The sequence below is a fragment of the Mycobacterium avium subsp. avium genome (genome assembly GCF_009741445.1).
Taxonomy (GTDB): Bacteria; Actinomycetota; Actinomycetes; order Mycobacteriales; family Mycobacteriaceae; genus Mycobacterium; species Mycobacterium avium.
Map to the genome: position 1 here is coordinate 3698219 of NZ_CP046507.1, position 24541 is coordinate 3722759.

General features: G+C 67.8%; 29 protein-coding genes and 4 tRNA genes. 21 read left to right on the forward strand and 12 right to left on the reverse strand.

All coding sequences use genetic code 11. From position 1 onward, the window contains the following. Positions 1 to 64 precede the first annotated feature (64 nt). The 5 genes from MAA44156_RS17150 to MAA44156_RS17170 are packed head-to-tail and all read left to right on the forward strand — an operon-like array spanning position 65 to position 3515. Positions 65 to 487, forward strand: a complete 423-nt coding sequence (locus MAA44156_RS17150) for a hypothetical protein (RefSeq protein ID WP_009974954.1) — start codon at positions 65 to 67, stop codon at positions 485 to 487. Next, positions 484 to 1803: an FtsK/SpoIIIE domain-containing protein gene (locus MAA44156_RS17155; protein WP_029248374.1), complete on the forward strand. Its 1320-nt coding sequence runs from the start codon at positions 484 to 486 to the stop codon at positions 1801 to 1803. Before MAA44156_RS17150 ends, MAA44156_RS17155 begins: the two co-directional genes overlap by 4 nt. After that, entirely contained in the window at positions 1800 to 2120 is a 321-nt protein-coding gene (locus MAA44156_RS17160; RefSeq protein WP_009974952.1) for a hypothetical protein, read from the forward strand. Before MAA44156_RS17155 ends, MAA44156_RS17160 begins: the two co-directional genes overlap by 4 nt. Before the next feature lie 4 nt (positions 2121 to 2124). Then, the gene (locus MAA44156_RS17165) at positions 2125 to 2361 is read left to right on the forward strand and encodes a helix-turn-helix transcriptional regulator (protein WP_009974951.1); all 237 of its coding nucleotides are present in this window, start codon (positions 2125 to 2127) and stop codon (positions 2359 to 2361) included. After that, on the forward strand, positions 2361 to 3515 hold the full coding sequence (locus MAA44156_RS17170; protein ID WP_009974950.1) for a tyrosine-type recombinase/integrase: 1155 nt from the start codon (positions 2361 to 2363) through the stop codon (positions 3513 to 3515). The genes MAA44156_RS17165 and MAA44156_RS17170 overlap by 1 nt, the downstream gene beginning before the upstream one ends. Positions 3516 to 3553: 38 nt before the next feature. Here the strand turns inward: MAA44156_RS17170 and MAA44156_RS17175 are convergent. The 3 genes from MAA44156_RS17175 to MAA44156_RS17185 form a co-directional block, all read right to left on the reverse strand. Further along, a tRNA-Phe gene (locus MAA44156_RS17175) sits at positions 3554 to 3630 on the reverse strand. 26 nt (positions 3631 to 3656) lie between these two features. Then, positions 3657 to 3733 (reverse strand) — tRNA-Asp (locus MAA44156_RS17180). Between the two features lie 29 nt (positions 3734 to 3762). Beyond that, positions 3763 to 3835 (reverse strand) — tRNA-Glu (locus tag MAA44156_RS17185). Positions 3836 to 3959: 124 nt separating this feature from the next. On the opposite strand from MAA44156_RS17185, the gene MAA44156_RS17190 reads away from it, so the two are divergent. Beyond that, positions 3960 to 4035, forward strand: a tRNA-Lys gene (locus tag MAA44156_RS17190). 53 nt (positions 4036 to 4088) lie between these two features. Here the strand turns inward: MAA44156_RS17190 and MAA44156_RS17195 are convergent. Then, positions 4089 to 4985: a class I SAM-dependent methyltransferase gene (locus MAA44156_RS17195; RefSeq protein WP_009974949.1), complete on the reverse strand. Its 897-nt coding sequence runs from the start codon at positions 4983 to 4985 to the stop codon at positions 4089 to 4091. Positions 4986 to 5039: 54 nt separating this feature from the next. Between MAA44156_RS17195 and MAA44156_RS17200 the strand changes: the two genes are divergently transcribed. Genes MAA44156_RS17200 through MAA44156_RS17210 form a run of 3 tightly spaced genes read left to right on the forward strand, consistent with a single transcriptional unit; the run spans position 5040 to position 6276 of the window. Beyond that, the gene (locus tag MAA44156_RS17200) at positions 5040 to 5573 is read left to right on the forward strand and encodes a nucleoside deaminase (protein WP_009974948.1); all 534 of its coding nucleotides are present in this window, start codon (positions 5040 to 5042) and stop codon (positions 5571 to 5573) included. 43 nt (positions 5574 to 5616) lie between these two features. After that, positions 5617 to 6018 (forward strand): ArsR/SmtB family transcription factor, encoded by a 402-nt coding sequence (locus MAA44156_RS17205; RefSeq protein WP_029248373.1) that lies wholly within the window; start codon positions 5617 to 5619, stop codon positions 6016 to 6018. A 51-nt stretch (positions 6019 to 6069) separates the two neighbouring features. Next, positions 6070 to 6276, forward strand: a complete 207-nt coding sequence (locus tag MAA44156_RS17210; protein WP_009974946.1) for a hypothetical protein — start codon at positions 6070 to 6072, stop codon at positions 6274 to 6276. Positions 6277 to 6292: 16 nt separating this feature from the next. Here MAA44156_RS17210 and MAA44156_RS17215 read toward each other — a convergent pair whose 3' ends face one another. After that, positions 6293 to 7366 carry an oxygenase MpaB family protein gene (locus MAA44156_RS17215; protein WP_009974945.1) on the reverse strand — a complete coding sequence of 358 codons (1074 nt, stop codon included), beginning with the start codon at positions 7364 to 7366 and terminating at the stop codon, positions 6293 to 6295. Between the two features lie 68 nt (positions 7367 to 7434). On the opposite strand from MAA44156_RS17215, the gene MAA44156_RS17220 reads away from it, so the two are divergent. The 5 genes from MAA44156_RS17220 (at position 7435) to phoU (ending at position 13425) form a co-directional block, all read left to right on the forward strand. Next, on the forward strand, positions 7435 to 8049 hold the full coding sequence (locus MAA44156_RS17220; protein WP_023861897.1) for a TetR/AcrR family transcriptional regulator: 615 nt from the start codon (positions 7435 to 7437) through the stop codon (positions 8047 to 8049). Positions 8050 to 8233: 184 nt separating this feature from the next. Continuing rightward, complete coding sequence (locus tag MAA44156_RS17225) at positions 8234 to 9256, forward strand: acyl-ACP desaturase (protein WP_003875819.1); 1023 nt, start codon at positions 8234 to 8236, stop codon at positions 9254 to 9256. Between the two features lie 6 nt (positions 9257 to 9262). After that, positions 9263 to 10396 carry a tRNA dihydrouridine synthase DusB gene (gene dusB, locus MAA44156_RS17230; protein ID WP_009974943.1) on the forward strand — a complete coding sequence of 378 codons (1134 nt, stop codon included), beginning with the start codon at positions 9263 to 9265 and terminating at the stop codon, positions 10394 to 10396. 298 nt (positions 10397 to 10694) lie between these two features. Next, positions 10695 to 12698 carry an LCP family protein gene (locus MAA44156_RS17235; protein WP_009974942.1) on the forward strand — a complete coding sequence of 668 codons (2004 nt, stop codon included), beginning with the start codon at positions 10695 to 10697 and terminating at the stop codon, positions 12696 to 12698. 58 nt (positions 12699 to 12756) lie between these two features. Next, positions 12757 to 13425 carry a phosphate signaling complex protein PhoU gene (gene phoU / locus MAA44156_RS17240; RefSeq protein WP_003875816.1) on the forward strand — a complete coding sequence of 223 codons (669 nt, stop codon included), beginning with the start codon at positions 12757 to 12759 and terminating at the stop codon, positions 13423 to 13425. A gap of 72 nt (positions 13426 to 13497) precedes the next feature. Here the strand turns inward: phoU and pstB are convergent, their stop codons facing one another. The 6 genes from pstB to MAA44156_RS17270 all read right to left on the reverse strand — a co-directional run bounded on the left by pstB (position 13498) and on the right by MAA44156_RS17270 (position 19309). Further along, positions 13498 to 14274: a phosphate ABC transporter ATP-binding protein PstB gene (pstB, locus tag MAA44156_RS17245; RefSeq protein WP_003875815.1), complete on the reverse strand. Its 777-nt coding sequence runs from the start codon at positions 14272 to 14274 to the stop codon at positions 13498 to 13500. 12 nt (positions 14275 to 14286) lie between these two features. Next, positions 14287 to 15201: a phosphate ABC transporter permease PstA gene (gene pstA / locus MAA44156_RS17250; protein WP_009974941.1), complete on the reverse strand. Its 915-nt coding sequence runs from the start codon at positions 15199 to 15201 to the stop codon at positions 14287 to 14289. Then, positions 15198 to 16241: a phosphate ABC transporter permease subunit PstC gene (gene pstC / locus MAA44156_RS17255; RefSeq protein ID WP_009974940.1), complete on the reverse strand. Its 1044-nt coding sequence runs from the start codon at positions 16239 to 16241 to the stop codon at positions 15198 to 15200. The genes pstA and pstC overlap by 4 nt, the downstream gene beginning before the upstream one ends. 51 nt (positions 16242 to 16292) lie before the next feature. Next, on the reverse strand, positions 16293 to 17417 hold the full coding sequence (gene pstS, locus MAA44156_RS17260) for a phosphate ABC transporter substrate-binding protein PstS (protein ID WP_009974939.1): 1125 nt from the start codon (positions 17415 to 17417) through the stop codon (positions 16293 to 16295). A gap of 162 nt (positions 17418 to 17579) precedes the next feature. After that, positions 17580 to 18530, reverse strand: coding sequence for a mycothiol synthase (mshD, locus tag MAA44156_RS17265; protein WP_009974938.1), 951 nt, complete (start codon positions 18528 to 18530; stop codon positions 17580 to 17582). Continuing rightward, positions 18527 to 19309, reverse strand: a complete 783-nt coding sequence (locus MAA44156_RS17270; RefSeq protein ID WP_003875810.1) for a winged helix-turn-helix transcriptional regulator — start codon at positions 19307 to 19309, stop codon at positions 18527 to 18529. The genes mshD and MAA44156_RS17270 overlap by 4 nt, the downstream gene beginning before the upstream one ends. Before the next feature lie 168 nt (positions 19310 to 19477). Between MAA44156_RS17270 and lmeA the strand changes: the two genes are divergently transcribed. The 7 genes from lmeA (at position 19478) to MAA44156_RS17300 (ending at position 23381) form a co-directional block, all read left to right on the forward strand. Then, positions 19478 to 20290 carry a mannan chain length control protein LmeA gene (gene lmeA / locus MAA44156_RS17275; protein WP_009974937.1) on the forward strand — a complete coding sequence of 271 codons (813 nt, stop codon included), beginning with the start codon at positions 19478 to 19480 and terminating at the stop codon, positions 20288 to 20290. Next, positions 20287 to 20706 (forward strand): thioredoxin family protein, encoded by a 420-nt coding sequence (locus tag MAA44156_RS17280; protein ID WP_009974936.1) that lies wholly within the window; start codon positions 20287 to 20289, stop codon positions 20704 to 20706. The genes lmeA and MAA44156_RS17280 overlap by 4 nt, the downstream gene beginning before the upstream one ends. Before the next feature lie 29 nt (positions 20707 to 20735). Next, a complete protein-coding gene (locus tag MAA44156_RS23805) occupies positions 20736 to 20825 on the forward strand; it encodes an Ms5788A family Cys-rich leader peptide (protein ID WP_354000754.1) in 90 nt (29 codons plus the stop codon). A gap of 103 nt (positions 20826 to 20928) precedes the next feature. After that, on the forward strand, positions 20929 to 21399 hold the full coding sequence (locus tag MAA44156_RS17285; protein ID WP_009974935.1) for a DUF4395 domain-containing protein: 471 nt from the start codon (positions 20929 to 20931) through the stop codon (positions 21397 to 21399). A 36-nt stretch (positions 21400 to 21435) separates the two neighbouring features. Then, on the forward strand, positions 21436 to 22269 hold the full coding sequence (locus tag MAA44156_RS17290) for a sulfurtransferase (RefSeq protein ID WP_003875806.1): 834 nt from the start codon (positions 21436 to 21438) through the stop codon (positions 22267 to 22269). A 1-nt stretch (position 22270) separates the two neighbouring features. Then, the gene (locus tag MAA44156_RS17295) at positions 22271 to 22573 is read left to right on the forward strand and encodes a DUF1416 domain-containing protein (RefSeq protein WP_003877205.1); all 303 of its coding nucleotides are present in this window, start codon (positions 22271 to 22273) and stop codon (positions 22571 to 22573) included. Positions 22574 to 22718: 145 nt separating this feature from the next. Next, positions 22719 to 23381, forward strand: a complete 663-nt coding sequence (locus MAA44156_RS17300; protein WP_009974934.1) for a heme-binding beta-barrel domain-containing protein — start codon at positions 22719 to 22721, stop codon at positions 23379 to 23381. A gap of 271 nt (positions 23382 to 23652) precedes the next feature. Here MAA44156_RS17300 and MAA44156_RS17305 read toward each other — a convergent pair whose 3' ends face one another. Beyond that, positions 23653 to 24522 carry an aminodeoxychorismate lyase gene (locus MAA44156_RS17305; protein WP_009974933.1) on the reverse strand — a complete coding sequence of 290 codons (870 nt, stop codon included), beginning with the start codon at positions 24520 to 24522 and terminating at the stop codon, positions 23653 to 23655. Between the last annotated feature and the right edge of the window lie 19 nt (positions 24523 to 24541).

Consider the following 24541-nt stretch of genomic DNA (forward strand, 5'->3'; position numbering starts at 1 on the left):
ACTTACTCCTCTAGACGACTAGGTTAAATAGTCATCTAGTTCAACCCACTCGAAAGGTTCAGCAATGTCCATCCCCAAGTGGCTCCAAATCGGACACGACCAGGTGTTCTCCTTCGGCGCGTTCCTCGTATCCGAGGTGACGCCGATGATCGACTTCGACAAGTCCTCCGGCGATAATCGCGTGCAGGCGAGAGATCGCGATACCGGCTTGCCGATGTGGCAGGTCGAAGTGCTTGACGGCGATCCGGCGGCACCGAAGCGCAGCCGAACGGTGACGGTCAAGTTCGCCTCTCCGACGCAGCCGTCTGTGCCCGCCAACTCCAGCGGGACACCCTTTACCCCAGTGTTTTTCGATGGGCTCATGGCGCTGCCGTACGTCGAGAAGTCGGGCGACTTCTCTCGGATCGCCTGGTCGTTTCGAGCCTCCAACATGAGGGCACCGGGTAAGTCATCCGCTGGCGCAACGACAAGCCGGGAATCGGCATGAATCCCGACCCGTTCGCGCCAGTCGATATTGATACCCCGTTCCGGCTCGACCATGTACTGGACTTCCTCACCAACCTCGCCCTGTGCGTGGCTGTCACTGTCGGCGCGATCGGCGCAGCCCTCATCTTCTGGCGGCTGCGCTCACCAGAGACGTACGAGGAACGATTCGCGACACCAGCTCGGCTCCTGCGCTGGCGCTTCTGGGCGCATATGTCGTGGCAAAAGCTATGCAAGCGCTGCGGTTTGTCCGCCTCGGAGCAGGTCACGCGCCGCGACAACGAAGGCCGTCAAGTCATGTCGACACGTTGGTTTCATCCAAAGCTGTTGGGAACAGACGTATCTCGCACCACCCTGCTACTGACAGTGCGGGCACGCATGGGGCAGACGGTCGAAGACCTGGAGCGCGCCGTTCCAGCGATACGCGATGCTGCCGGGGCACACTCGGCGCGGTCGGTTGTCGTCTCGCCTGGGACACTCCGGATCGAGCTGGTGATGCGTGACCAGCTGTCGACGGTAGGCCACGCCTCGCCGCCGACAGCGGTAGCGACAACGCGAGTCACGCTCGGACGGTGCGAAAACGGATCAGCCTGGCGCTTGCCACTGATTGGTCGGCACACACTCACTGTCGGCTGTTCAGGCTCCGGAAAAGGCTCCGTGTTCTGGAGCATCGCTGGTGGACTCGGGCCCGCTGTTGCCGCTGGAACGGTTCGCCTCGTGGGAATCGACCTGAAGTACGGCATCGAATTGTCTGTTGGTTCCGGCTTGTTCACCAAGATCGCCACCACGGAGTCCGACGCCGTCGAAACCCTTGCCGCGCTGGAGAAGTTGATGAACAAGCGCGGCAACGCGATGGCGGGTCGCACACGCGAGCACAGTCCGAGCAAGACCTCACCGCTCGTAGTGCTGCTGATCGACGAACTTGCCGGCGTGACCGCTTACATGAGCGATCCGTCGTTGCGCAAAGAAGCCGCTGCCTCGTTATCGCGGATCCTCACGAAGGGCCGAGCACTGGGAATCGTGGTATCGGCTTTCCTTCAAGACCCACGCAAAGAAGTCCTGCCGATGCGGGGCCTGTTCACCCAAACCATCGCGCTTCGACTGCGGTCCCGAGACGAAGTCGCGATGGTGCTCGGCGACGGGATAGCAGATGCCGCACCCGCGCATCGAATCAGCCCAGAAAAGCCAGGTACCGGTTACGTCGTCGCCGAGGACGGGCAAGTGACCAAGGTGCGATCCGACTTCTGGTCTGACGAGCAAATCCGCTCCACTGCAAAGCAATACGGAAGGTCACGGACCACTGGAGGGCAGTGTAAATGAATGACGGCTGGTCCATCTTCGAACCACCCGACAAGGATCAGCTGGCGCGGCATGCCGATGATCTGATCCACCGTGCCAACCTCGTCCGCAGTCACGGATGGGATGGGTATCGGCATCGATGGTCGTGCGGCGAAGTCATCGGCACCGCGTTGGTCCTCCACGACGACGCCGAACTCCTACGCTGCGGCGAAACCACGGTCTCCGCTCTGGAGCGATGGGCATTCGACCTGTGGGGAATCACCGGCGGCCAGTCCGAGGTCGACAGCGGATTGTTACGCACGCGCGCATGGTTCAACTCGATCCGTGCAGCGAGGTGAAGCGATGGTCACTCATGGCCTCCGGGACGCTCTCGTCGCCGCAGGCAACTTCCCTGAGCTGCTGACTGCGGAGCAGGTGTCAGCACTGCTCGGCGTCTCCGCCGCGACCCTCAACCGCTGGGCAGCGATACGCGAAACGACCGGCGAGCAGATCGGCCCGCCCTGCTACACGCTGTCAGAGCGGGTACGCCGCTGGGACTGCGCCGAAGTCCGGTCCTGGCTGAAGCAGGTGCGTCGGTAATGGCCGGCAACACCCCGCGCGGCATCCGAAAGCGACTCAACGCCGCCGGGGAGCCCCGCTACCAAGTCCGCTACTTGATCCGTGATCCGGCCGCACCATCAGGCTGGGTCGAAACGTCGGCCACATTCCCAACTCTGCGCGAGGCAAAGGCGTTCAAGTCCGAACGTGACAACGAAGCGGCCCTCGGCGCACGTCGGTTCGACCCTCGCCTAGGTCGGACACCGCTGCAACGGATCTGGGTGCAGTTCTCCGACTCCAAGAAGCCGGCGGTCTCGCCGAAGACCTGGAGCGGCTACACCCAGCACTGGGAGCTACGCATCAAGCCGCGGTTCGGGCACGTGCCCGTAGATGAAATCAGCCGCGGCGACGTCCAAGCCTTCGTTGACGACCTGACGGTCGGCCCGTGGGCGAAGGTGTCGACACTGCGTCTCCTGCGGTCGATTCTCGACGTCGCACACCAGGACGGCCGCATCCACCGCAACCCCGCCCTCGGCGTCTCAGCGGGTCGCATTCCTGAGCGGGAACGGCACCGCTATCTCACCGCTCAGGAAGTGCAGACGCTCGCTACCGCGTGCGGGGATCAGGGCGACGTCGTGACCATCCTGGCCTACACGGGCCTCCGCTGGTCCGAACTCGTCGGCCTCCGCGTCAAGGACATCGACCTCGTGGCTCGTCGCCTCTATGTCCGACGGGCCGCACCCGAAGTCGAAGGCCGCATCGTCATCGGACCTCCCAAGACCCGCGCGGGCATTCGTACGGTCCCGCTCCCCCAAGTCGTCGTCGACATCTTCAAGACACGGATCAGCGGGCGGGCACCTGATGAACCCGCCGTCACCTCACCCAACGGCGCGATGCTCCGATCGAACAACTGGCGTCGACACACCCACTGGAACAAAGCCCTCAAGAAGACCAACCTGGCGCCGCTGACCATCCATGATCTGCGCCATACCTATGCCAGCTTGGCCCGCAAATCCGGCGCAGACCTTCGATATGTGCAGAAAACGATGGGCCACTCGACGCCGACTGTCACCGCGAACATCTACAGCGACCTTTACTCCGACGAACTGGATCAGGTGGCAACCAACCTCGATCAGCTTCACGCGACGGAGACTCACACACCTAAGACCGGACAAGAACCGGACGAATCCAACTGACAACCGAGTGCAAGACCCGTGTCGATGCAGGTGAAGAATGGTGGCCAGGGCCGGGATCGAACCGGCGACCTTCCGCTTTTCAGGCGGACGCTCGTACCGACTGAGCTACCTGGCCGGAAGGCAGCGAGTGCCTCGCCGCGCTGGCGACCCTGACGGGACTCGAACCCGCGACCTCCGCCGTGACAGGGCGGCGCGCTAACCAACTGCGCCACAGGGCCTTGCTGCTGCTCCGCGTCGCCGCGTTGCGTACCCCCTACGGGATTCGAACCCGCGCTACCGCCTTGAAAGGGCGGCGTCCTAGGCCGCTAGACGAAGGGGGCCAGAACCGAATCTCTCCGGGGTACTCGCAACGTGGTTTCGTTGGGAGCCACGTCAGCTTAGGTCACCGTGGGCCCAATCCTCAAACGAGCCCGGTTTTGGGTCCAAGTATCCTGAAACTCCGCGGCCCCTATAGCTCAGTTGGTAGAGCTACGGACTTTTAATCCGCAGGTCCTAGGTTCGAGTCCTAGTGGGGGCACCAGACGCATATGACGTCGGCTGATGCGTGACAGTTGCACGCCGGCGGCCTCGGTATTACCCGCCGAGCACGGCGCTGCTGTAGGTGACGTCGGCGAAGGCCGCGGCGACGTCGTCGGCTGCGTAGGCGAAGCCGTTGGCCGCATGCAGCTCGGCGATCGTCCTCGAGGTGACCCGCCAGCCCCGCCCGCTCAAGTGGTCGACGATGTGGCTGCGCTCGCCGTGATAGACCAGGTTATTGAAATCGACCTCGAACCCGAGCTCACTCATCCGGTCGTGGTGGGCGCGCCAGCGCGGGTCGGCGAAAACGGCGGTGTCGGGCACGAAGTCGAAAGCCAGCCGGCTGCCCGGGGCGCTCAACGCGGTGATGTTGTCGAACAGCGCGTCCTGGGCCTGTTCCGGCAGATACACCAGCAGGCCCTCGGCGCTCCACGCGGCGGGAGCCTGCGGGTCGAACCCCTCTTCCCGTAACGCGGCGGCCCAGTCGTCGCGCAGGTCGATCGCGACCGTGCGCCGCTGCGCGGTCGGCTGCGCGCCGAGGTCGGCCAGCGTCAGGGTCTTGAACTCGATCACGTCGGGCATGTCGACCTCGTAGACGACGGTGCCGGCCGGCCAGGGCAGGCGGTAGGCGCGCGCGTCCAGTCCCGAGGCCAGGATCACCGCCTGGCCGACGCCGGCGCGGGCGGCGTCAAGGAAGAAGTCGTCGTAAAACCTTGTCCGGCAAGCCATCCCCTTCGCCATGCGATGCGGGTCGAACTCGGACGTCCCGGGCTTTATCTCCCCGTTCACCAACCGGACGTAGACGTCGATGCCGACCGCCCGCACCAGCGGCGCGGCGTAGGGGTCGTCGATCAAGTTCGCATCCGAGGACAGCGCCCGCTGGGCCGCCACCATGGTCGCGGTCGCCCCGACGCTGGTCGCCAGATCCCAACGATCACGGTCGGTGCGCGCCATGGTGTTCCTCATCCCGGATTTGAATAGACGATCTAGTCAGTAAAACAGGGCCGATTGCACGAGGCCGCGCGGACTACCCTGCAATTCGTGACCGATTTCGCCCGGCGGACCATCGACCTGGCCCGCCAAAACGTGGCCGAAGGCGGCCGCCCGTTCGCCACGGTGATCGTCCAGGACGGCGAGGTCCTCGCCGAGAGCGCCAACAAGGCGGCCCAGACCAACGACCCCACCGCCCACGCGGAGATCCTGGCCATCCGTGCGGCCTGCCTGAAGCTGGGCACCGAGCATCTCGTCGACGCCACCATCTATGTGCTGGCGCATCCGTGCCCGATGTGCCTGGGCGCGCTGTACTACTGCTCGCCCAGAGAAGTCGTTTTTCTGACCACCCGGGAAAGCTACGAGCCGTATTACGTGGACAACCGCAAGTACTTCGAATTGGCGAATTTCTACGCCGAATTCGCCAAGCCGTTCGACGAGCGCCGGCTTCCGATGCGCTACCAGCCGCACCCGGACGCCGTGGACGTCTACCGGCTGTGGAACGAGCGCAACGGCGGCCGGCGCCGGTCGACGGTGGTGCCGTCGGACTGAGCCGCGCCTTGGCAGACCGGCCGAGCTTCGCTAGTATTTGCGTATGCATGCAGGTAGTAGTGCAGGTCGGCTGCCCGACGACCAGGTACGTCTGGTCGTCGAGGTCTTCCGGATGCTGGCCGATGCCACTCGCGTGCAGGTGCTCTGGTCGTTGACCGACCGCGAGATGTCGGTCAACGAACTCGCCGAGTACGTGGGCAAGCCGGCACCGTCGGTGTCCCAACACCTGGCCAAGCTGCGGATGGCCCGTCTGGTCCGCACCCGCCGGGAGGGCACCACGATCTTCTACAGCCTGGAGAACGAGCATGTTCGCCAACTGGTGATCGACGCGGTGTTCAACGCCGAGCACGCCGGTCCCGGGGTGCCGGGCCACCACCGCGGCGAGGGCGGGCTCAAGTCGGTGGCCGCATCGTCACGCCACCGGCCGCGCGGCGCCGCGCGCTGAGTCAGCCGGCGGCACAACGTATCACGCAAGGTATTTCACGCAACGGAGAACATGATGAGCGAACAGCACACCCACGACGCACCGCACACGCACGAACATCAGCACGGCGGCGTGACGCACGCGCACGCGCACACCACGCACGAGCACGACCACGTCGAGCACGAGCACAGCCACGCGCACACCGACGGCACCGAACACACCCATCGGCACGTGCATCAGGCGGGCCTCGAGGACGTGCACCAGCACGCCCACGCCTAAGCCCGTCGGCGCCCGGCTACGACACCATCGGGCAGTAGTGCTTGGGATTTCCGCGTTCGTCCTCGGGCGGCAGGTTGCGCGCCGGGGTCTGCACCAGCGGGGCGTCGAGCGGGATCCGGCCGCTGGCGCGGTCCAGTCCGGCGCGGGCCCGCGGGTGCTTGCGGAATCTGCTGGGCACCAAGGCGAACACGATACGAACCAGGTCGCCGAAGCGCCGGTGCAACCACTCGTCGCGGGCCGACCACCGGTAGCCCATCAGCTCCCGCACCGGCGGGTCGTACAGGCCGACCGTCACCCAGACGAAGAACGGCGCCAACAGTTTGCGCTGCGCGGCCCACAGACGGTCCGGAAGCCATTGCGCGAACGGCGGTTTGGGCAACTCGGTCAGATCCAGCACGGCCCGGGCCGCCTCGTTGTTCTCCAACACGTTGCGGCACATGTGATCCCAGTAGGCCTGGAACTCCTCCCACGACTTGGGCACCGGGCGCATGCTCATGCCGTACATCCGGTACCACTGCACGTGTTCGTCGAACAGCTGCCGCTTCTGCTCCTCGGTGATGCCGCCGCAGAACCGTTCGGCCACATGGATGGTGCCGACGAAGAAGGTGGAGTGCGCCCAGTAGAAGACGTCGGGGTTCAACGCGTGATAACGCCGGCCCTGCTCGTCGACGCCCTTGATGTCGGTGTGGTAGTCGCGCACCTCGGCGCCGGTGATCGGGGCGCGGTCGCCGTCGAACACGACGCCGCCGATGGGATACAACGAGCGCAGCAGCCGCGGCCAGCGCTCGCGGAAGAAGGTGGAATGGTCCAGCACGGCCGCGCCCAATTGCGGGTGCATGTTCTGCATCGAACCGGCCCACGGGCCCTGCAGCATGCCCCGCCAGTCCCCGAAGTACTTCCAGGTCAGCGAGTCAGGGCCGAGCGGCGCGGGCGGGGCCTCATAGCCCAGCGGCGAAACCGGGCAGCCGACGGCGAGCGCGGCGCCGGCATCCGCCGGCCGGGCCGAAATCGACTGCTCAGTGCGACCGGCCGCATCGCTGCCCGTTACGTCGCTGGTCAGGGGGCGCGATGCGGACGTATCTTGAGTCACTATTGGATTCCTGTGGGTATGTGAATTTTTGACTACAACCGTTGTCAAGTTTTCAGCTTAGGAGCGATGTGCAGACGGGTCAACGACGGGGCCGCTGGACCGGCGTGCCCCTGGAGAGTCGCCTCGCGCTTCGCCGCGACAACCTCATCAACGCCGGGGTGCAGTTGCTCGGCGGTTCCGGCGGCCCGGCGCTGACCGTGCGCGCGGTGTGCCGCAAGGCCGCGCTGACCGAGCGCTACTTCTACGAAAGCTTCACCGACCGTGACGAGTTCGTGCGCGCGGTCTACGACGACGTGTGCACCCGCGCGATGAACACCCTGACGTCGGCGACCACCCCGCGGGAGGCGGTCGAACGGTTCGTCGAGCTGATGGTGGACGACCCGGTGCGCGGCCGGGTGTTGTTGCTGGCGCCGGCGGTGGAACCGGTGCTGACCCGCTCCGGCGCGGAGTGGATGCCCAACTTCATCGACCTGCTGCAGCGCAAGCTGTCCCGGATCGGCGACGCGGTGCTGCAGAAGATGATCGCTACCAGCCTGGTGGGCGGGCTGTCCAGCCTGTTCACCGCCTACCTGCACGGTCAGCTCGGAGCCACCCGCAAGCAGTTCATCGACTACTGCACCAACATGCTCTACATCACCGCCGCCCCGTATGTGTCGGCCGGCGAGCTCGGCAAATCGCAGTAGCGGGTTTGCATCTCGGCCGGATCGGCAAGCCGTATCGCTGGGTCCGGCACGGCCGCACGGGGCCGGACTGGCCCGGAAACCGGCACCAAAATCGCCGTTTGCCGCGCCGGACGAGGAACTTGATGCTACTGAGGTACACAGATATATTGAGTGCTACCCATCGACACAGATAACTGGAGGCCTTATGTCAGCCGAGCTGACAAACCTACAGCTGCTGCAGGAGCTCGAGCCGTTCGTCGAGAAATACCTGAACCGGCACGAGAGCATGCACAAGAACTGGAACCCGCACGACTACATCCCGTGGTCGGACGGCAAGAACTTCTACGCGCTCGGTGGGCAGGACTGGGAACCCGGCCAGTCCAAGCTTTCCGACGTCGCCCAGGTGGCGATGGTGCAGAACCTGATGACCGAGGACAACCTGCCGTCGTACCACCGCGAGATCGCGATGAACTTCGGCATGGACGGCCCGTGGGGGCAGTGGGTCAACCGCTGGACCGCCGAGGAGAACCGGCACGGGATCGCGCTGCGCGACTACCTGGTGGTCACCCGCGCGGTCGATCCGGTCGAGCTGGAGAAGCTGCGCATCGAGGTGGTCAACCGTGGCTTCAGCCCGGGCCAGAACCACCAGGTGCGCGAGGACCTGTTCGCCGAGAGCCTGTTCGACTCGGTCATCTACGTCACCTTCCAGGAACTGGCCACCCGGATCTCGCACCGCAACACCGGCAAGGCCTGCAACGAGACGATCGCCGACCAGATGCTGGCCAAGATCTCGGCCGACGAGAACCTGCACATGATCTTCTACCGCGACGTCAGCGAGGCCGGCTTCGCGATCGCGCCCAACCAGGCGATGAAGTCGCTGCACAAGGTGCTGCGCAACTTCCAGATGCCCGGCTACCAGGTGCCCGAGTTCCGGCGCAAGGCCGTGATGATCGCCGTCGGCGGCGTCTACGACCCGCGCATCCACCTCGACGACGTCGTCATGCCGGTGCTCAAGAAGTGGCGCATCTTCGAGCGCGAGGACTTCACCGGCGAGGCCGCCGCGCTGCGCGACGACCTGGCGCTGCTGATCAAGGAGCTCGAGACGACGTGCGACAAGTTCGAGATCTCCAAGCGGCGCCAGCTCGAGCGGGAAGCCCGCACCGGCAAGCGGACCACCGCGCTGGAGCTGCACACCACCGCGGGCACGCTGACCATGAGCCGGCGGTAACCAGCGTTGCGTATCGGCCCCATCGAGCTGGCCAGCCCGGTGGTGCTGGCTCCCATGGCCGGGGTCACCAACGTCGCGTTTCGCACCCTGTGCCGTGAGCTGGAGCGGGAGCTGGTCGGGACGGTCAGCGGACTCTACGTCTGCGAAATGGTGACGGCACGCGCGCTCGTCGAGCGGCACCCGGCCACCATGCACATGACCACGTTCGCCCCGGACGAGTCGCCGCGGTCGCTGCAGCTCTACACCGTCGACCCGGCCACCACCTACGCGGCGGCCAAGATGATCGCCAACGAGGGCCTGGCCGATCACATCGACATGAACTTCGGCTGTCCGGTGCCCAAGGTGACCAAGCGCGGCGGCGGCTCGGCGCTGCCCTACAAACGACGCCTGTTCGGGCAGATCGTGGCCGCGGCGGTGCGCGCCACGCAGGGCACCGAGATACCGGTGACCGTCAAGTTCCGCATCGGTATCGACGAAGAGCACCACACGCATCTGGATGCCGGGCGCATCGCCGAGGCCGAGGGTGCCGCGGCGGTCGCGCTGCACGCCCGCACCGCGGCGCAGCGGTATTCCGGCACCGCGGACTGGGAACAGATCGCCCTGCTCAAGCAGCAGGTGCGCACCATTCCGGTGCTGGGCAACGGCGACATCTACGACGCCAGCGACGCGCTGACCATGATGGCCGCCACCGGGTGCGACGGCGTGGTCATCGGCCGCGGCTGTCTGGGCCGGCCGTGGCTGTTCGCCGAGCTGTCGGCCGCGTTCACCGGCAGCCCGCCGCCCACGCCGCCCACCCTGGGGCAGGTGGCCGACATCGTGCGCCGGCACGGGCGGCTGCTGGCCGCCCACTTCGGCGAGGACAAGGGCATGCGCGACATCCGCAAGCACATCGCCTGGTACCTGCACGGCTTCCCGGCCGGTTCCGAGCTGCGGCGCGCGCTGGCGATGGTCAAGACGCTCGACGAGCTGGACCGCCTGCTCGACCGGTTGGACGGCTCGGTACCGTTCCCGGACGAGGCGACCGGGCCCCGGGGGCGGCAGGGTTCACCCGCCCGGGTGGTGCTGCCGGAGGGCTGGCTCGACGACCCGGACGACTGCACGGTGCCGGCCGGCGCCGACGTCATGCACTCCGGCGGCTGAGTCACCGCGCGGAATCGCGTCCGGACCGAGAACTCAGTACGATGTGGGCTTTGTTGCATGCGCATGGGTGGCGGATGAGGTTGGCACGCACCGGGCGAACGCGACGAAGAGGGTGGCACCAGCGGCGGCACCGGGGATGCGGTGCCGCGCTGAGGGCACGCCAACACGCTGACGTCTGCATCAGAGCTTCGGAGGCCGGTAGGACATGAGTGACGCCGAGAGCGACGGCACTCGTAACGGTCGGCACGGACCGGGCGCGGCTCGCGTTCAACCGATCCCGGTCGGCCCGTCGCCCAGCTTGGCCGCCGCTCCCTGGGAGCGCTTCTTCGAACCCCCGCCCGACGACCGCCTGCACCGGTGGCGGCCGGACGCCGCCGCCCTCGAGCCCGTCGCCGCACCCGAGGACGACGACGAGCCGGGCGGATGCCACACCGGCGGCGGCGTCACCGTCGCCGATCTGATCGCCAAGGTCGGCGCCCCGAACCGGCCCGTGCACCGTCGCGCGGCTCCGGAGGAGACCGAGCCGTTCGAACCCGAGCCTGTCGAACCCGAGCCCGAGCCGCCCGGGCCCGCGTCGGGGCTGCCGCTCGAGCTGCAGCAGACCCAGGTGATCGACGACCTGGCCTACTCGGTGGACGCGGTCTTCGAGCTTCGCGAGCTGATGGCCACCGACTACCCGAACGACGGGGACTCCGACCAGCAGAGCGCCGACGCCGCCGGGGAACCCCGGCGCCGGCGCCGTCCGATGCTGATGGCCGGGCGGTCGGTGGCGGCCCTGGCCGCCGTGCTCGCCCTGGCGACGACCGGCGGGGCGTGGCAGTGGAGCGCGTCGAAAAACGCCCGGCTCAACACGATCAACGCGCTCGACCGCAATTCCAGCGACATCCGGGACCCGGGCGGACAGTACGGCGACGAAGACTTCCTGATCGTCGGCCTGGACTCGCGCGCCGGCGACAACGCCAACATGGGTGCCGGCAGCACCGACGACGCCGACGGCGCCCGCTCGGACACCGTGATGCTGGTCAACATCCCGGCCAACCGCAAACGCGTGGTGGCGGTGTCGTTCCCCCGCGACCTGGCGATCACCCCGATGCAGTGCGAGGCGTGGGACCCCAGCACCGGCAAGTACGGGCCCATCTATGACCCGAAGACCAAGAGCTGGGGCCCGAAGATGGTCTACACCGAGACCAAATTGAACTCGGCGTTCGCGTTCGGCGGCCCCAAGTGTCTGGTGAAGGAAATCCAGAAGCTCTCCGGTCTGAGCATCAACCACTTCATCGCCGTCGACTTCGCCGGGTTCGCGAAGATGGTCGACGCCCTGGGTGGTGTCGAGGTGTGCTCGAGCACCCCGCTGCACGACTACGAGCTGGGCACGGTGCTCGAGCACGGCGGTCGCCAGGTCCTCGACGGCGACACGGCCCTGAACTACGTGCGGGCCCGCCAGGTCACCACCGAGGTCAACGGCGACTACGGCCGCATCAAACGCCAGCAGTTGTTCCTGTCCTCGCTGCTGCGGTCACTGATCTCCGCGGACACCCTGCTCGACCTCAACAAGCTCAACAACGTCGTCAACCTCGTGATCAACGACACCGTCGTCGACAACGTGAAGTCCAAGGACCTCGTCCAGCTCGGCCAGTCGTTGCAGGGCATGGCGGCCGGCCACGTCACCTTCGTGACGGTGCCGACCGGCGTCACCGACCAGAACGGCGACGAGCCGCCCCGGATGTCGGACATGCGCGCGCTGTTCGACGCCATCATCAACGACGACCCGCTGCCCGAGGAAAACGACCAGAACGCACAGAATTTGAGCGCTTCCGGTTCGACCACCGGCGCGCCGAAGGCGCCCACCACCCGCAAGTCGCCCACCCCGACGCCGGAGCCGCAGCGCGAGCAGGTCACCACGACCTCGCCGAGCGGTGTGACGGTGCGGGTTTCCAACGCGACCACGCAGAGCGGACTGGCGGCCACGGCGACCAGCCAGCTCAAGCGCGACGGCTTCAACGTGATGACCCCCGATGACTATCCGAGTTCGGTGAACACGACGACGGTGTTGTTCTCGCCGGGCAACGAGGAGGCCGCGGCGACGGTGGCGTCCTCGTTCGCCAACGCGAAGGTGCAGCGGGTGTCCGGCTACGGACAGGTCGTGCAGGTGGTGCTGGGCCCCGATTTCAAGTCGGTCACCGCTCCCTCACCCAGCGGCTCGACGATGAGCCTGCAGATCGAACGTGGCTCGAGCAACGCGCCGGCCAAGCTGCCCGAGGACCTGACGGTCACCAACGCGGCCGACACCACCTGCGAGTAACCGGTTTTGACGGCGTTCCGCCGACTGTTTCGGGTGCGAAGAACGTACGCTGGACCACATGCGAACCGCCTACCACGAGCAGCTCTCGGAGTTGTCCGAGCGGCTCGGCGAGATGTGCGGCTTGGCGGGGGTCGCCATGGAGCGGGCCACCCAGGCGCTGCTGCAGGCCGACCTGGTGCTGGCCGAACAAGTGATCAGCGACCACGAAGCGATCGCCGCGATGAGCGCGCGCGCCGAGGAAACCGCCTTCGTACTGTTGGCATTACAGGCGCCGGTGGCCGGCGATCTGCGGGCCATCGTGAGCGCCATCCAGATGGTGGCGGACATCGACCGGATGGGCGCGCTGGCGCTGCACGTCGCCAAGATCGCCCGTCGACGCCACCCCCAGCACGCGCTGCCCGAAGAGGTGAACGGTTATTTCGCCGAAATGGGAAGCATCGCAGTCGAATTGGGCAACAGCGCCCAAGAGGTGGTGTTGTCCCGCGACCCGGAGAAGGCGGCCCGGATCCGCGAAGAGGACGACGCGATGGACGATCTGCACCGGCATCTGTTCTCGGTGCTGATGGACCGTGAATGGAAGCACGGCGTCGCGGCGGCCGTCGACGTGACGCTGCTGGGCCGGTTCTACGAACGCTTCGCCGACCACGCCGTCGAGGTGGCCAGGCGGGTCATCTTCCAGGCCACCGGCAGACTGCCCGAGGAAGAGACGAAACCCGCCTCGCAGTAAGCGAATCGGGCTGGGTCCGATTGCCCCACTCCTCACACCTCGCTACGCGAGCTGCTTCGTCGCCGGGCTCAGTTAACCGAAGCGGCCCGAGATGTAGTCCTCCGTCGCCTTCTGGCTGGGGTTGGAGAAGATCTTCTCGGTGTCGTCGACCTCGATCAGTCGTCCCGGCTTTCCGACGGCTTCCAGGTTGAAAAACGCGGTGTAGTCGCTGACCCGGGCGGCCTGCTGCATGTTGTGGGTGACGATGACGATGGTGTAGTCCTGCTTCAGCTCGCTGATCAGCTCTTCGATGGCCATCGTCGAAATCGGGTCCAGCGCCGAGCACGGCTCGTCCATCAGCAGCACATCCGGTTGCACCGCGATGGCCCGCGCGATGCACAACCGCTGCTGCTGCCCGCCCGAGAGTCCGCCGCCGGGCCTGTCCAGCCGGTCCTTGACCTCGTCCCACAGGTTGGCGCCGCGCAGCGAGTACTCGGCCGTCTCGTCGAGCACCTTGCGGTTGCGGACCCCTTGCAGCTTCAGGCCCGCGACCACGTTGTCGCGAATTGACATGGCGGGGAACGGGTTCGGCCGTTGGAACACCATACCGATGGCCCGGCGCACCCCGACAGGGTCGACACCGGGGCCGTAGATGTCTTCGTCGTCGAGCAGCACGCTTCCCTCGACCCGCCCGCCGGGCACCACCTCGTGCATCCGGTTGAGGGTGCGCAACACCGTCGTCTTGCCGCAACCCGACGGGCCGATGAACGCCGTGACGCTGCGCGGAAGCACCGACAGCGTCACCTCCGCGACGGCGTGAAACGACCCGTAGTAGATGTTGACACCCTTGAGGTCCAACCGTTTGGCCACTCGTGCTCCTGCCTATGACTTTCTGGCGCCAAGGAACTTGGTTATCACCCGGGCCACGATATTGATCGTGGCGATCACCAGGATGAGGGTCAACGCGGCACCCCACAACCGATCCGTGGGGATGGGGTTGATGCCCGCGCCGGCCGACGCCTGGTTGTACATCATGCCGGGCAACGTCCCCATGAATCCGCTGAAGATGTCGAAGTTCATCGACTGTGCATAGCCGACCAGGATCAGCAGCGGCGCCGTCTCCCCCATCACCCGGGCCATCGCCAGCAAGATGCCGGTGACGATGCCGGACAGCCCGGTGGGCAGGACCACCCGGGCGATGGTCTTCCACTTGGTGATGCCCAGCGCGTAACTGGCCTCGCGCAGATCCACCGGGACGATCCGCAGCATCTCCTCGGTGGCCCGCACGATCACCGGCAGCATCAGCAGGACCAGCGCCAGCGACACCGCGAACTCCGAGCGCGGCAGCCCCAGCGTGGCCACGCACAGCGCATAGACGAACAACGCCGCCACGATCGAGGGCACCCCGCTCAGGATGTCCACCATGAACGAGGCCAGCCGGCCCAGCGGGGTGCCGCCGCCGTACTCGACCAGATAGATGGCCACCATCAGGCCGATCGGGATGGAGATCGCCGCGCACACCAATCCCTGCAGCACGGTGCCGACCAGCGCGTGATAGGCACCGCCCCCGGTCACGAACGCGGTCATCCCGGCCTGCGAGTGCGACCACCACACGGTCGAGGTGATCGCCCTGAACCCCTTGACGACCACCGAGCACAGCACCATCACCAGCGGGGTCACCGCGACCAGCAACGACAACGAAACCAGCACGGTCGCAACGGAATTCGCGGCTCGACGGCGTCGGGACAGCGGCGAGAACGTCCGCGACTTGAGCGGGCGGTCCAGCATCGAGGTCATGGGCCCGCCCGCCTGCCCACCCCGGCGACGGCGCCGCGCGCCAGGGCGTCGACCACGAAGGTGAGCACGAACAGCGTCAGCCCCGCCGCGATGTAGGCGCCGGCCTTGAAGCGGTCGTCCAATTCCGCCGCGGCGCCCGCGATCTTGGTGGCGAAGGTGGAGCCGCCGTCGAACAGCGACCAGCCGAACGCCGACTGGGTGCCCCGCAGGATGATCAGCAGCGCGACAGTCTCACCCAGGGCGCGGCCCAGCCCCAGCATCCCGCCGCTGATGTAGCCGGACCGGCCGAACGGCAGCGTGACCGTCCGGACCACTTCCCAGCGGGTCGCGCCCAGCGCCAGCGCGGCCTCGATCTGGTCGTGCGGGGTCTGGATGAACACTTCGCGGGTGACGGCGGTGATGATCGGCAGGATCATCACCGCGAGCACGATTCCGCCGGTGAAGATGGTGCCGCCGCCGCCCGCAGAGGTGTTGCCGTCGGCGAACAGGAAACACCAGCCCATCGAGTGGTTGAGCCAAGTGGCGACGGGTCGAAGCTGCGGCGCCAACACGTACAGGCCCCAGGCGCCGTAGATGATCGAGGGCACCGCGGCCAGCAGGTCGACGGCGTAGGCCAGCGGGGTGGCGGCGCGGCGCGGCGCGTAGTGGGTGATGAAGATGGCGACGCCCAGCGCGACCGGCATCGCCAGGATCAACGCGAACAGCGACACGAACACGGTGACCGGCAGCAGGCTGGCGATCCCGAAATGCATCGCCGAGGTGTCGGTGGTGACCCAGTTACCGCCGTAGCCGAAGAAGTTCTCGCGGTTGCGCTGCAGCGCCGGCACCGCGCGGTCGAGCAAAAACACCGCGATCGCGGCGATCACCAGCACGATCAGCACCCCGGAGGCCTGCGCCAGTCGGCGGAAAATCCGGTCTCCCGCATGCGGTCGCCCCTGCCCCCAGGGGCTGATGGGGGTCGCCGACGGCTCCGGGAACGGCGCGGCGACCACCGCGCCCGAGCCCGCGTCGGTGGGATTCGGCCCGGAAAACCCCGTCACGGTGCGCCCACCACAGTCCTGCCGTCGCTCCCTGAAACCCCGGCCCGCCGGCTACTGCAACGCATTGATCGCGGTAACCAGTCGTTGTCTGACCTTATCGGGCAGCGGGATGTAGCCGGCGGTGGAAAGGCCGTCCTGCCCGCTGGTGGCGGCCACGCCGAGAAACGATTTCACGGCCGCCAGCGTCTCGGGGTCGTACCCCTTCGAACACACGATCTCGTACGTCACCAGCAGCAACGGGTAGACGCCCGGCTCCTGGGAGGCGTACATGGCGTGGAGGTCGAGCACCAGGTCGTCGCCCTCGGACAGGAATTTGGCCGCGTTGACGGCGTTTCCGGCGGTCTCGTTGGTCAGCGGGACCACCCCACCGCGGGTGGCGATCTTGGCGTAGGGCATGCCGGCCTGGTCGGCGAAGCCCTTCTCCACGTAGCCGATGGCCCCGGTGGTGGCCCGCACCGCCTGGATGACTCCCGCCGACTTCGCGGCGCCCTCGCCGACGCCGCCCTGGAATTCGGTGCCGACGCCCTTGGCCCAGCTCTGCGGCGCGGCGGCGGTCAGATACTTCTGCACGTTATCGGTGGTTCCCGACGAGTCGGTCCGGTAGATCGGGGTGATCTTTGTGTCGGGAAGGGCCACCCCGGGATTGAGGGCCGCCAGGATCGGGTCGTTCCAGTTGGTGATCTTGCCGGTGAAGATCTTGGCCACCGCGTCACTGCTGACCACCAGGGCCGGGTTGCCGGGCAGGTTGTAGGTGATCGCGATCGGCCCGAACACCAGCGGCAGGTCCCACGCCGGGTTGCCGCCGCAGCGCTGGGCGGCCGGGCCGATCTGGTCGGCGACCAACGGCGAGTCCGCGCCCGCGAAATCCACGTGCCCGGCGATGAACTGCTCGCGGCCGGCGCCCGACCCGGTCGGGTTGTAGGCCAGGCCCTTGCCCGGGCAGTACTGGCCCCACACCTGGTTGAACATCGTGATCGCGTTTTCCTGCGCGGTCGAGCCCTCCGCGGTCAGCTTGTTCTTGCCGCCGCAGCCCGCGGTGCCGGTGGTCCCGCTGATGCTCGGCGCGGCGGTCCCGCGGTGGTTCTCGTCGCTCCCGCAGCCGGTCAGCGCCGCGGCGCCCAGTGCCGTCGCCAACGCCGCGGCGGCCAGCGCCCCGCCCTGCCTGTCCAGCCTCACGATCTCGCTTTCTTGACACGTTCACCGACGCGTGCGGGCGCCGCGGGCATGACTGTCAGGTTGCCAACTCGCGGCGAAAATATGCGCCGACGCGGCGCACAGCAACGTCTGGGTAGTAAGGACCAGATTAACGATCTGGGCGGCCGGGGTTCGTACCCGCGGTCAGTGGGCCGCCGGTGGGACCGCGTATGCGGTGTCGACGCTGTAGGTGGTGAAGCCCAAGCGCTGGTAGGTGCGCACCGCGGCGACGTTGTCCGCCTCCACGTAGAGCATCACGGTGGGGTCGGCCGCGGAGTCGCCGGCACCCAGCCGCCGCGCCAGCCATTCGATCCCGACGGCCGTCAGCGCCTGCCCGAGCCCGCGGCCCTGCGCGCAGGGGTCGACGCCGACGACGTACACCTCCCCCAGGCCGGGCTGGTCGAGGTGCACCTTGGTCCAGTGGAAGCCCAGCAGCCGGCCCGGCCGATCGCTGTCGTCGTCGCCGAACGCGAGGAACAGGCCCGCCGGGTCGAACCACGGTTCCGCGCGCCGCTCGGCCAGCTCGACGTCGGTCCAGCCGCCCTGCTCGGGGTGGTAGGCGAACGCGGCGTTGTTGACCCGCAGCAGCTCGGCGTCGTCGGCCGGGCCCGCGTAGGTGCGGATGCGCACCCCGGGCACCGCGGGCACGCTGTCGGGGAGGTCGCGCAGCGAGCGTCGCATCTGCATCAGTTCGCGCACCGGCGACAGGCCCAGCGTCGCCGCGGTCGCCCGGGCCGGCTCGAGCGTGCCGTGCGCCCAAAACCGGTTGGCCGCACCGGTTTTCGCCAACGCCGCGCGCGCCAAGGCGGATCCGATGCCGCGCCGACGGGCCCGCGGGTGCACCACGAGTTCGGCCATCTGGGGCTGCGCGTCGCGGGGCGGGGTGAGATTGAGGTAGCCGACGACGGCGTCGGCGGCGCCGCCGGACACCGATCCGCGAATCAGCAGGTGCTCGGTGCGGTCGTGCCCAAGCTCGCGCAGCACCTGCTCGCCGACGGGCGCCACCGCATCGAATTCGGTTGCCGCACCGACGAGTTCGCGCACCTCGAGCTGCTCCTGCGGATTCAGCGTGCGGCGCCAGTCAGCCGCGGTCACTGAGTGTGCAACGGATCGACCAGCGGATCGTGGACGTCCTCGGCGTCGGATTCGGACGCGGAGTCGGACTCGGACTCGGCGTCGTCGGCCTCGGCCACCGGCGGACGGCCGCGGGCCGGGCGCACGGCCTTGTAGCCGACGTTGCGCACGGTGCCGATCAGCGCCTCGTACTCGGGCCCCAGCTTGGCCCGCAGCCGGCGCACGTGCACGTCGACGGTGCGGGTGCCGCCGAAGAAGTCGTATCCCCACACCTCGTGCAGCAGCTGAGCGCGGGTGAACACCCGGCCGGCGTGCTGGGCCAGGTATTTGAGCAACTCGAATTCCTTGTAGGTGAGGTCAAGCGGGCGGCCGCGCAACCGGGCGGTATAGGTGCCCTCGTCGATCACCAACTCGCCCAGGGTGACCTTGCCGGCGCTTTCCTGGTCCGCCAGCCCGCCCCGGCGCCCGACCACCAGCCGCAGCCGCGCATCGACCTCGGCGGGCCCGGTGGTGGGCAGCAGGATCTCGTCCAGACCCCAGTCCGAGTTGACGGCCACCAGCCCGCCCTCGCTGACCACCGCCAACACCGGAACCGACCGGCCGGCCGTGCTCAGCAGCCGGCACAGCCCGCGCGCCGACGACAAATCGGTGCGCGCGTCGACGATGACGGCGTCGGCCGTTCCGGCCTCGAGCAGCGAGGAAGGTTCGGGCGGCGCGGTTCGCACGGTGTGCGCCAGCAGCGACAACGACGGCAGGACCGGATCGGGATGCAGCTCCGGGGTCAGCAGTAGTAGCTCCAACTAGTCCCTCCAGTTCGGGGGAACGGCATCTCCCAATTCTCAACGCCATCATGACCAGGTCATCTAACGATAACGTGTCACCTGGTTTTTTCGCGTGGCACATGAGCCGGTGTGAGCCCTGCCACCGGCGGTCCGCCGGCGACCGTCTCCCGGGGATTACGCCACAATATGCGGGTGCGCAAGGTGCTGATCGGTGTGGCCGCGACGGCGATCCTAGTGGCTGTGGTCGCCCTCGGCGCGATCGGCGTCGACTACGGGACCAGCATCTATGCCGAATACCGGCTGTCGTCCAGCGTGCGCAGGGCCGCCGACCTGGGCACCGACCCGTTCGTGGCGATCGTGGCGTTTCCGTTCCTTCCGCAGGCCCTGCGCGGCAACTACAACCAGCTGGAGATCAAGGCCACCGCCGTCAGCCATGCGATGACCGGCAAGGCCACCCTGGAAGCCACCATGTACTCGGTGGACCTGGCGCAGGCGTCCTGGCTGATCGCACCCGACGCCAAGCTCGCGGTGCGCAAGCTGGAGAGCCGCATCATCATCGACTCCACCCACCTGGGCCGGTATCTGAACATCAGCGACCTGATGGTGGAGGCGCCGCCCAAGGAGACCAACACCGCCACCGGGGGCATCACCGCCTCGGGCATCTCCGGCAGTCACGGGCTGGTGTTCACCGGCACCCCCAAATCGGCCGGCTTCGACCACCGGGTGAGCGTTTCGGTCGACCTGTCCATCGCCCCCGACGACCCCGCGACCCTGGTGTTCACCCCGACCGGTGTCCTGACCGGATCGGACACCGCCGACCAGAGCGTGCCCGCCGACAAGCACGACGCGGTGCTGCACGCCTTCAGCGGCAGGCTGCCCAATCAGCGGCTGCCCTTCGGCGTCGCGCCCACTACCGAGGGGGCCCGCGGCTCCGACGTGATCATCGAGGGCATCACGTACGGAGTAACCGTGACCCTCGAAGGGTTCAAACAATCATGACCACCCTCGTCGTGATCCTCGCGGTGCTTGCCGCGGCAACCCTGGCCGGCTGGCTGTTGACCCGTCGCTCCGGACGCATCCGGGAAATCGACGCGGGGCCGCAGCGCGACACCGGCGACGACGTCGCCGCGCTGGGGCTGTCCCGCGACGGACCGACCGTCGTGCACTTCAGCGCGCCGTGGTGCGGGCCGTGCGATCGGGTGCGCCGGGTGGTCGACCAGGTCTGCGCCGACCTGGGCGGCGTGGCGCACGTCGAGATCGACCTGGACGCCCACCCGGACACCGCCCGCCGCTATGCGGTGCTGTCGCTGCCCACCACGCTGATCTTCGACGCCGACGGCCGGCAGCGCTACCGCAGCTCCGGAGTGCCCGGCGCCGCCGACCTGCGCTCCGCCCTGAAACCGCTGTTGGCCTGACCACGGTGTCATTAGGTAAGCTGACCGACGTGTTAGCCCGCCTCGAGCCCATGCTCACCAAGCGCCGCGCAGTCGACCTGCGCCGCACCGCGGGTTGTTGTTGTTGCTGTTGCTGCTGAGTGGCCGCGCTTTCGCGTAGCACTCGGAGCGGCCCCGGATCCCGACCGTGGCGTCTCTCCCATCATCGTTTCCGTGAGCAACAGGGCATCGAGGAGTAGTACCTTGCCGAGCAGCAACACCACCACGCAGCCCGACCTGGTCGACGTGCGTGGACCGCGATTCGCCGCTTGGGTCACCACCGCAGTGCTGGTGCTGGCCCTGGCCGTGTCCGCGGTCAGTCCGCCCGCCGCGGCGGTGATCCTGGCCGGCCAGGCCGTCGTCTTCGCGATCGGCGCGGTCGGCGGACCGCGCAAGCACCCCTACGGGCGGGTATTCGCCGCCGTCGTCGCGCCGCGGCTGGGCCCGGTGCGGGAGCGCGAGCCCATCCCGCCGTTGAAGTTCGCCCAACTCGTCGGCCTGATCTTCGCGGTGCTCGGCGCCGCCGGATTCGCCGCGGGCGCTTCGCTGTTCGGCCTCGTCGCCACCGCCGCCGCCCTGGCCGCCGCGTTCCTCAACGCCGCCTTCGGCATCTGCCTGGGCTGCCAGCTCTACCCGCTGGTGGCCCGCTTCCGGCGCCCGGCGCGCTCCACCTGACCCGCCGTAACCAAAGCGATCGAAAGGATCCACTCCATGGCACGCTCCGACGTCCTGGTCTCCACCGACTGGGCCGAGAGCAATCTCGACACCCCGGGCGTCGTCTTCGTCGAAGTCGACGAGGACACCAGCGCTTATCACGCCGGGCACATCCCCGGCGCCATCAAGTTGGACTGGCGCTCCGATCTGCAGGACCCGGTCAAACGCGACTTCGTCGACGCGCAGCAGTTCTCCAAGCTGCTCTCGGAGCGGGGCATCGCCAACGACGACACCGTGATCCTCTACGGCGGCAACAACAACTGGTTCGCCGCCTACGCGTACTGGTACTTCAAGCTGTACGGCCACGAGAAGGTCAAGCTGCTCGACGGCGGCCGCAAGAAGTGGGAGCTGGACGGCCGCACCCTGTCCAGCGACCCCGTCAGCAGGCCGGCGACCTCCTACACCGCGGCCGCACCGGACAACAGCATCCGGGCGTTCCGGGACGAGGTGATCGCCGCGATCAACGTCAAGAACCTGGTCGACGTACGCTCCCCGGACGAGTTCTCCGGCAAGATCCTCGCGCCGGCGCACCTGCCGCAGGAACAAAGCCAGCGGCCCGGCCACATCCCCGGCGCCATCAACGTGCCGTGGAGCAAGGCCGCCAACGAGGACGGCACCTTCAAGTCCGACGAGGAACTGGCCGCGCTGTACGCCGCGGCCGGCCTGGACACCGGCAAGGAGACGATCGCCTACTGCCGGATCGGCGAGCGGTCGTCGCACACCTGGTTCGTTCTTTATGAATTGCTCGGGCATCGGAATGTGAAGAACTACGACGGCAGTTGGACGGAATACGGCTCCCTGGTGGGTGCCCCGATCGAGTTGGGAAGCTGATATGTGCTCTGCACCGAAGCAAGGAGTGACGCTGCCCGCCAGCGTCGACCTGGAGAAGGAAACGGTGATCACCGGCCGCGTGGTGGACAGCGACGGCCAGGCGGTGGGCGGCGCGTTCGTGCGCCTGCTGGACTCGTCCGACGAGTTCACCGCCGAGGTGGTGGCGTCGGCCACCGGCGATTTCCGCTTCTTCGCCGCTCCGGGATCCTGGACGCTGCGCGCACTCTCGGCGGCCGGTAACGGCAACGCCGTGGTCACCCCGTCGGGTGCGGGCATCCACGAGGTCGACGTCAAGATCGCCTGACGCACCGGCTGACCCGATCGGGACAGCGGGGGACGAATAGACTTGTCCCCGTGGTGTTGTTCTTCGAGATCATGCTGGTCGTGGCGGTCGTGGTGATTTCCTGGTTTGCGCTCTACACGCTGTACCGGCTCATCACTGACGAGTCGTGACTCCCGCCGGCGACGATCCGTCGGGGCCGGCGGGCTCCGGCGACCGGGCGGTGGCCGCCGCCGCGGAGCGCGCCAAGCTGACCGCCGGGCGTAACATCCCGTCCTTCGACGACCTGCCCCTGCCCGCGGACACCGCGAACCTGCGCGAGGGCGCCAACCTCAGCGACGCGCTGCTGGCGCTGCTGCCGCTGGTCGGGGTGTGGCGCGGCGAGGGCGAGGGGCGGGGCCATGACGGCGACTACCGGTTCGGGCAGCAGATCGTGGTCTCCCACGACGGCGGCGACTACCTGAATTGGGAGGCCAGGTCCTGGCGGCTGAACGAGACGGGTGACTACCAGGAGCGCGGCCTGCGCGAGACCGGTTTCTGGCGGTTTGTCCGCGATCCCGACGATCCCAGCGAATCCCAGGCGATCGAACTGCTGCTGGCGCATTCGGCGGGCTACGTCGAACTGTTCTACGGGCGCCCGCGCACCCAGTCGTCGTGGGAGCTGGTGACCGATGCGCTGGCCCGCAGCCGATCCGGTGTGCTGGTGGGCGGCGCCAAACGGCTCTACGGCATCGTCGAAGGCGGAGATCTGGCCTACGTCGAGGAACGGGTGGATGCCGACGGCGGGCTGGTGCCGCATCTGTCGGCGCGACTGTCCCGGTTTGCCGGGTAGCGGCCGGCCTGTCTGGGCCAGGCACGTCCGCCCCGAACATGGAGCGGCCCCCGAGCCGTGTTCCTGGTCGGACAAAAACCGGAAGCTCGGGGGCCGGGTGACTACGGGGAATTCGCCAGCGCACAAATAACGCCGGCTCTTCGAAAGCCGGCGCAGCTAGCGCGCAGCCACCTCACATGTCCATGAAGCTATCAATTTCGCGGACCACCTCCTTCCTTGTGTACGGCCGACCGTACCCGCGGATCGGCGAGCCGACAACAGAATTCAGCGCTCAGCGATCGCTGACGATGGCGGCGTCGACCAACTCGGCGAACTCGGCCGCCATCGGCGCGCGCGGCAGCGGGCGCCCGTCGAGGGTGTGCACCCTTGCGGCCAACGTCATGCTGGAGATCAGCCAAACACCTTGGGCGGCAAACAAATCCGCGACCCGCAGCGCCCGGTAGTCGCAGTCGTAGCCCTTGGCCCGGGCCACCTCGAACAGCGTCTGCTGGGTGGTGCCGCGCAGGATCGGATACCACGGCGGCGGCGTCAGCAGGCACGGGCCGCCGCCGGGCGCCTCGGAGTCGGTGGCGATCACCACGGTCGAGCGCGGGCCTTCCAGGACGTAGCCGTCGGTGCTGACGAAGACGACGTCGCCGGCGTCGTGGCGGGCGGCGTGACGGAGGGCCGCCATGTTGATCGCGTACGACAGCGTCTTGGCGCCGGCCAGCAGCCACGGCATTGCGTCGACACCGGTGGCGGGCAGCCCGCGATCGAGGGTGATCGCGGCCAACCCGTCGCGCCGGACCGCGGTGACGCGGTCGGGGACGGCGGTGACCATGACGTAGGCCGTCGGCACCGAACCGCCCTCCCGACCGCGGCTGTAGATCAACCGCATCGCGCCTTCGTCGGCGCCGCCCGCACACCACCGCCGGGTGGCCGCCTCGATCGCGCTCCGCCAGCGCGGCAGATCCGGCTCCGGCAGCTCGGTCAGCGCGGCCGACTGGGTCAGCCGCTGCAGGTGCGATTCGATCAGGCAGGCCCGGCCGTCGCGCACCAACAGCGTCTCGAAGACACCGTCGCCGCGCACCGCCGCCAGGTCGTCGGCGTGCAGCAGCGGCGCGTCCGGCGCATGCACCTCGCCGTCCAGCGTGACGATCACTCCCGTCCGGCCAGCCATG

Bases quoted from the DNA above. Each gene is read 5' to 3' on its own strand.
- MAA44156_RS17205 (WP_029248373.1), top strand. From the start codon at position 5,617: ATGCATGCAGGTAGTAGTGCAGGTCGGCTGCCCGACGACCAGGTACGT.
- MAA44156_RS17280 (WP_009974936.1), top strand. From the start codon at position 20,287: ATGACCACCCTCGTCGTGATCCTCGCGGTGCTTGCCGCGGCAACCCTG.
- MAA44156_RS17160 (WP_009974952.1), top strand. From the start codon at position 1,800: ATGAATGACGGCTGGTCCATCTTCGAACCACCCGACAAGGATCAGCTG.
- phoU (WP_003875816.1), top strand. From the start codon at position 12,757: ATGCGAACCGCCTACCACGAGCAGCTCTCGGAGTTGTCCGAGCGGCTC.
- MAA44156_RS17170 (WP_009974950.1), top strand. From the start codon at position 2,361: ATGGCCGGCAACACCCCGCGCGGCATCCGAAAGCGACTCAACGCCGCC.
- pstA (WP_009974941.1), bottom strand. From the start codon at position 15,201: ATGACCTCGATGCTGGACCGCCCGCTCAAGTCGCGGACGTTCTCGCCG.
- MAA44156_RS17150 (WP_009974954.1), top strand. From the start codon at position 65: ATGTCCATCCCCAAGTGGCTCCAAATCGGACACGACCAGGTGTTCTCC.
- MAA44156_RS17165 (WP_009974951.1), top strand. From the start codon at position 2,125: ATGGTCACTCATGGCCTCCGGGACGCTCTCGTCGCCGCAGGCAACTTC.
- MAA44156_RS17195 (WP_009974949.1), bottom strand. From the start codon at position 4,985: ATGGCGCGCACCGACCGTGATCGTTGGGATCTGGCGACCAGCGTCGGG.
- MAA44156_RS17290 (WP_003875806.1), top strand. From the start codon at position 21,436: ATGGCACGCTCCGACGTCCTGGTCTCCACCGACTGGGCCGAGAGCAAT.
- MAA44156_RS17155 (WP_029248374.1), top strand. From the start codon at position 484: ATGAATCCCGACCCGTTCGCGCCAGTCGATATTGATACCCCGTTCCGG.
- MAA44156_RS17210 (WP_009974946.1), top strand. From the start codon at position 6,070: ATGATGAGCGAACAGCACACCCACGACGCACCGCACACGCACGAACAT.
- MAA44156_RS17225 (WP_003875819.1), top strand. From the start codon at position 8,234: ATGTCAGCCGAGCTGACAAACCTACAGCTGCTGCAGGAGCTCGAGCCG.
- lmeA (WP_009974937.1), top strand. From the start codon at position 19,478: ATGCGGGTGCGCAAGGTGCTGATCGGTGTGGCCGCGACGGCGATCCTA.
- MAA44156_RS17295 (WP_003877205.1), top strand. From the start codon at position 22,271: ATGTGCTCTGCACCGAAGCAAGGAGTGACGCTGCCCGCCAGCGTCGAC.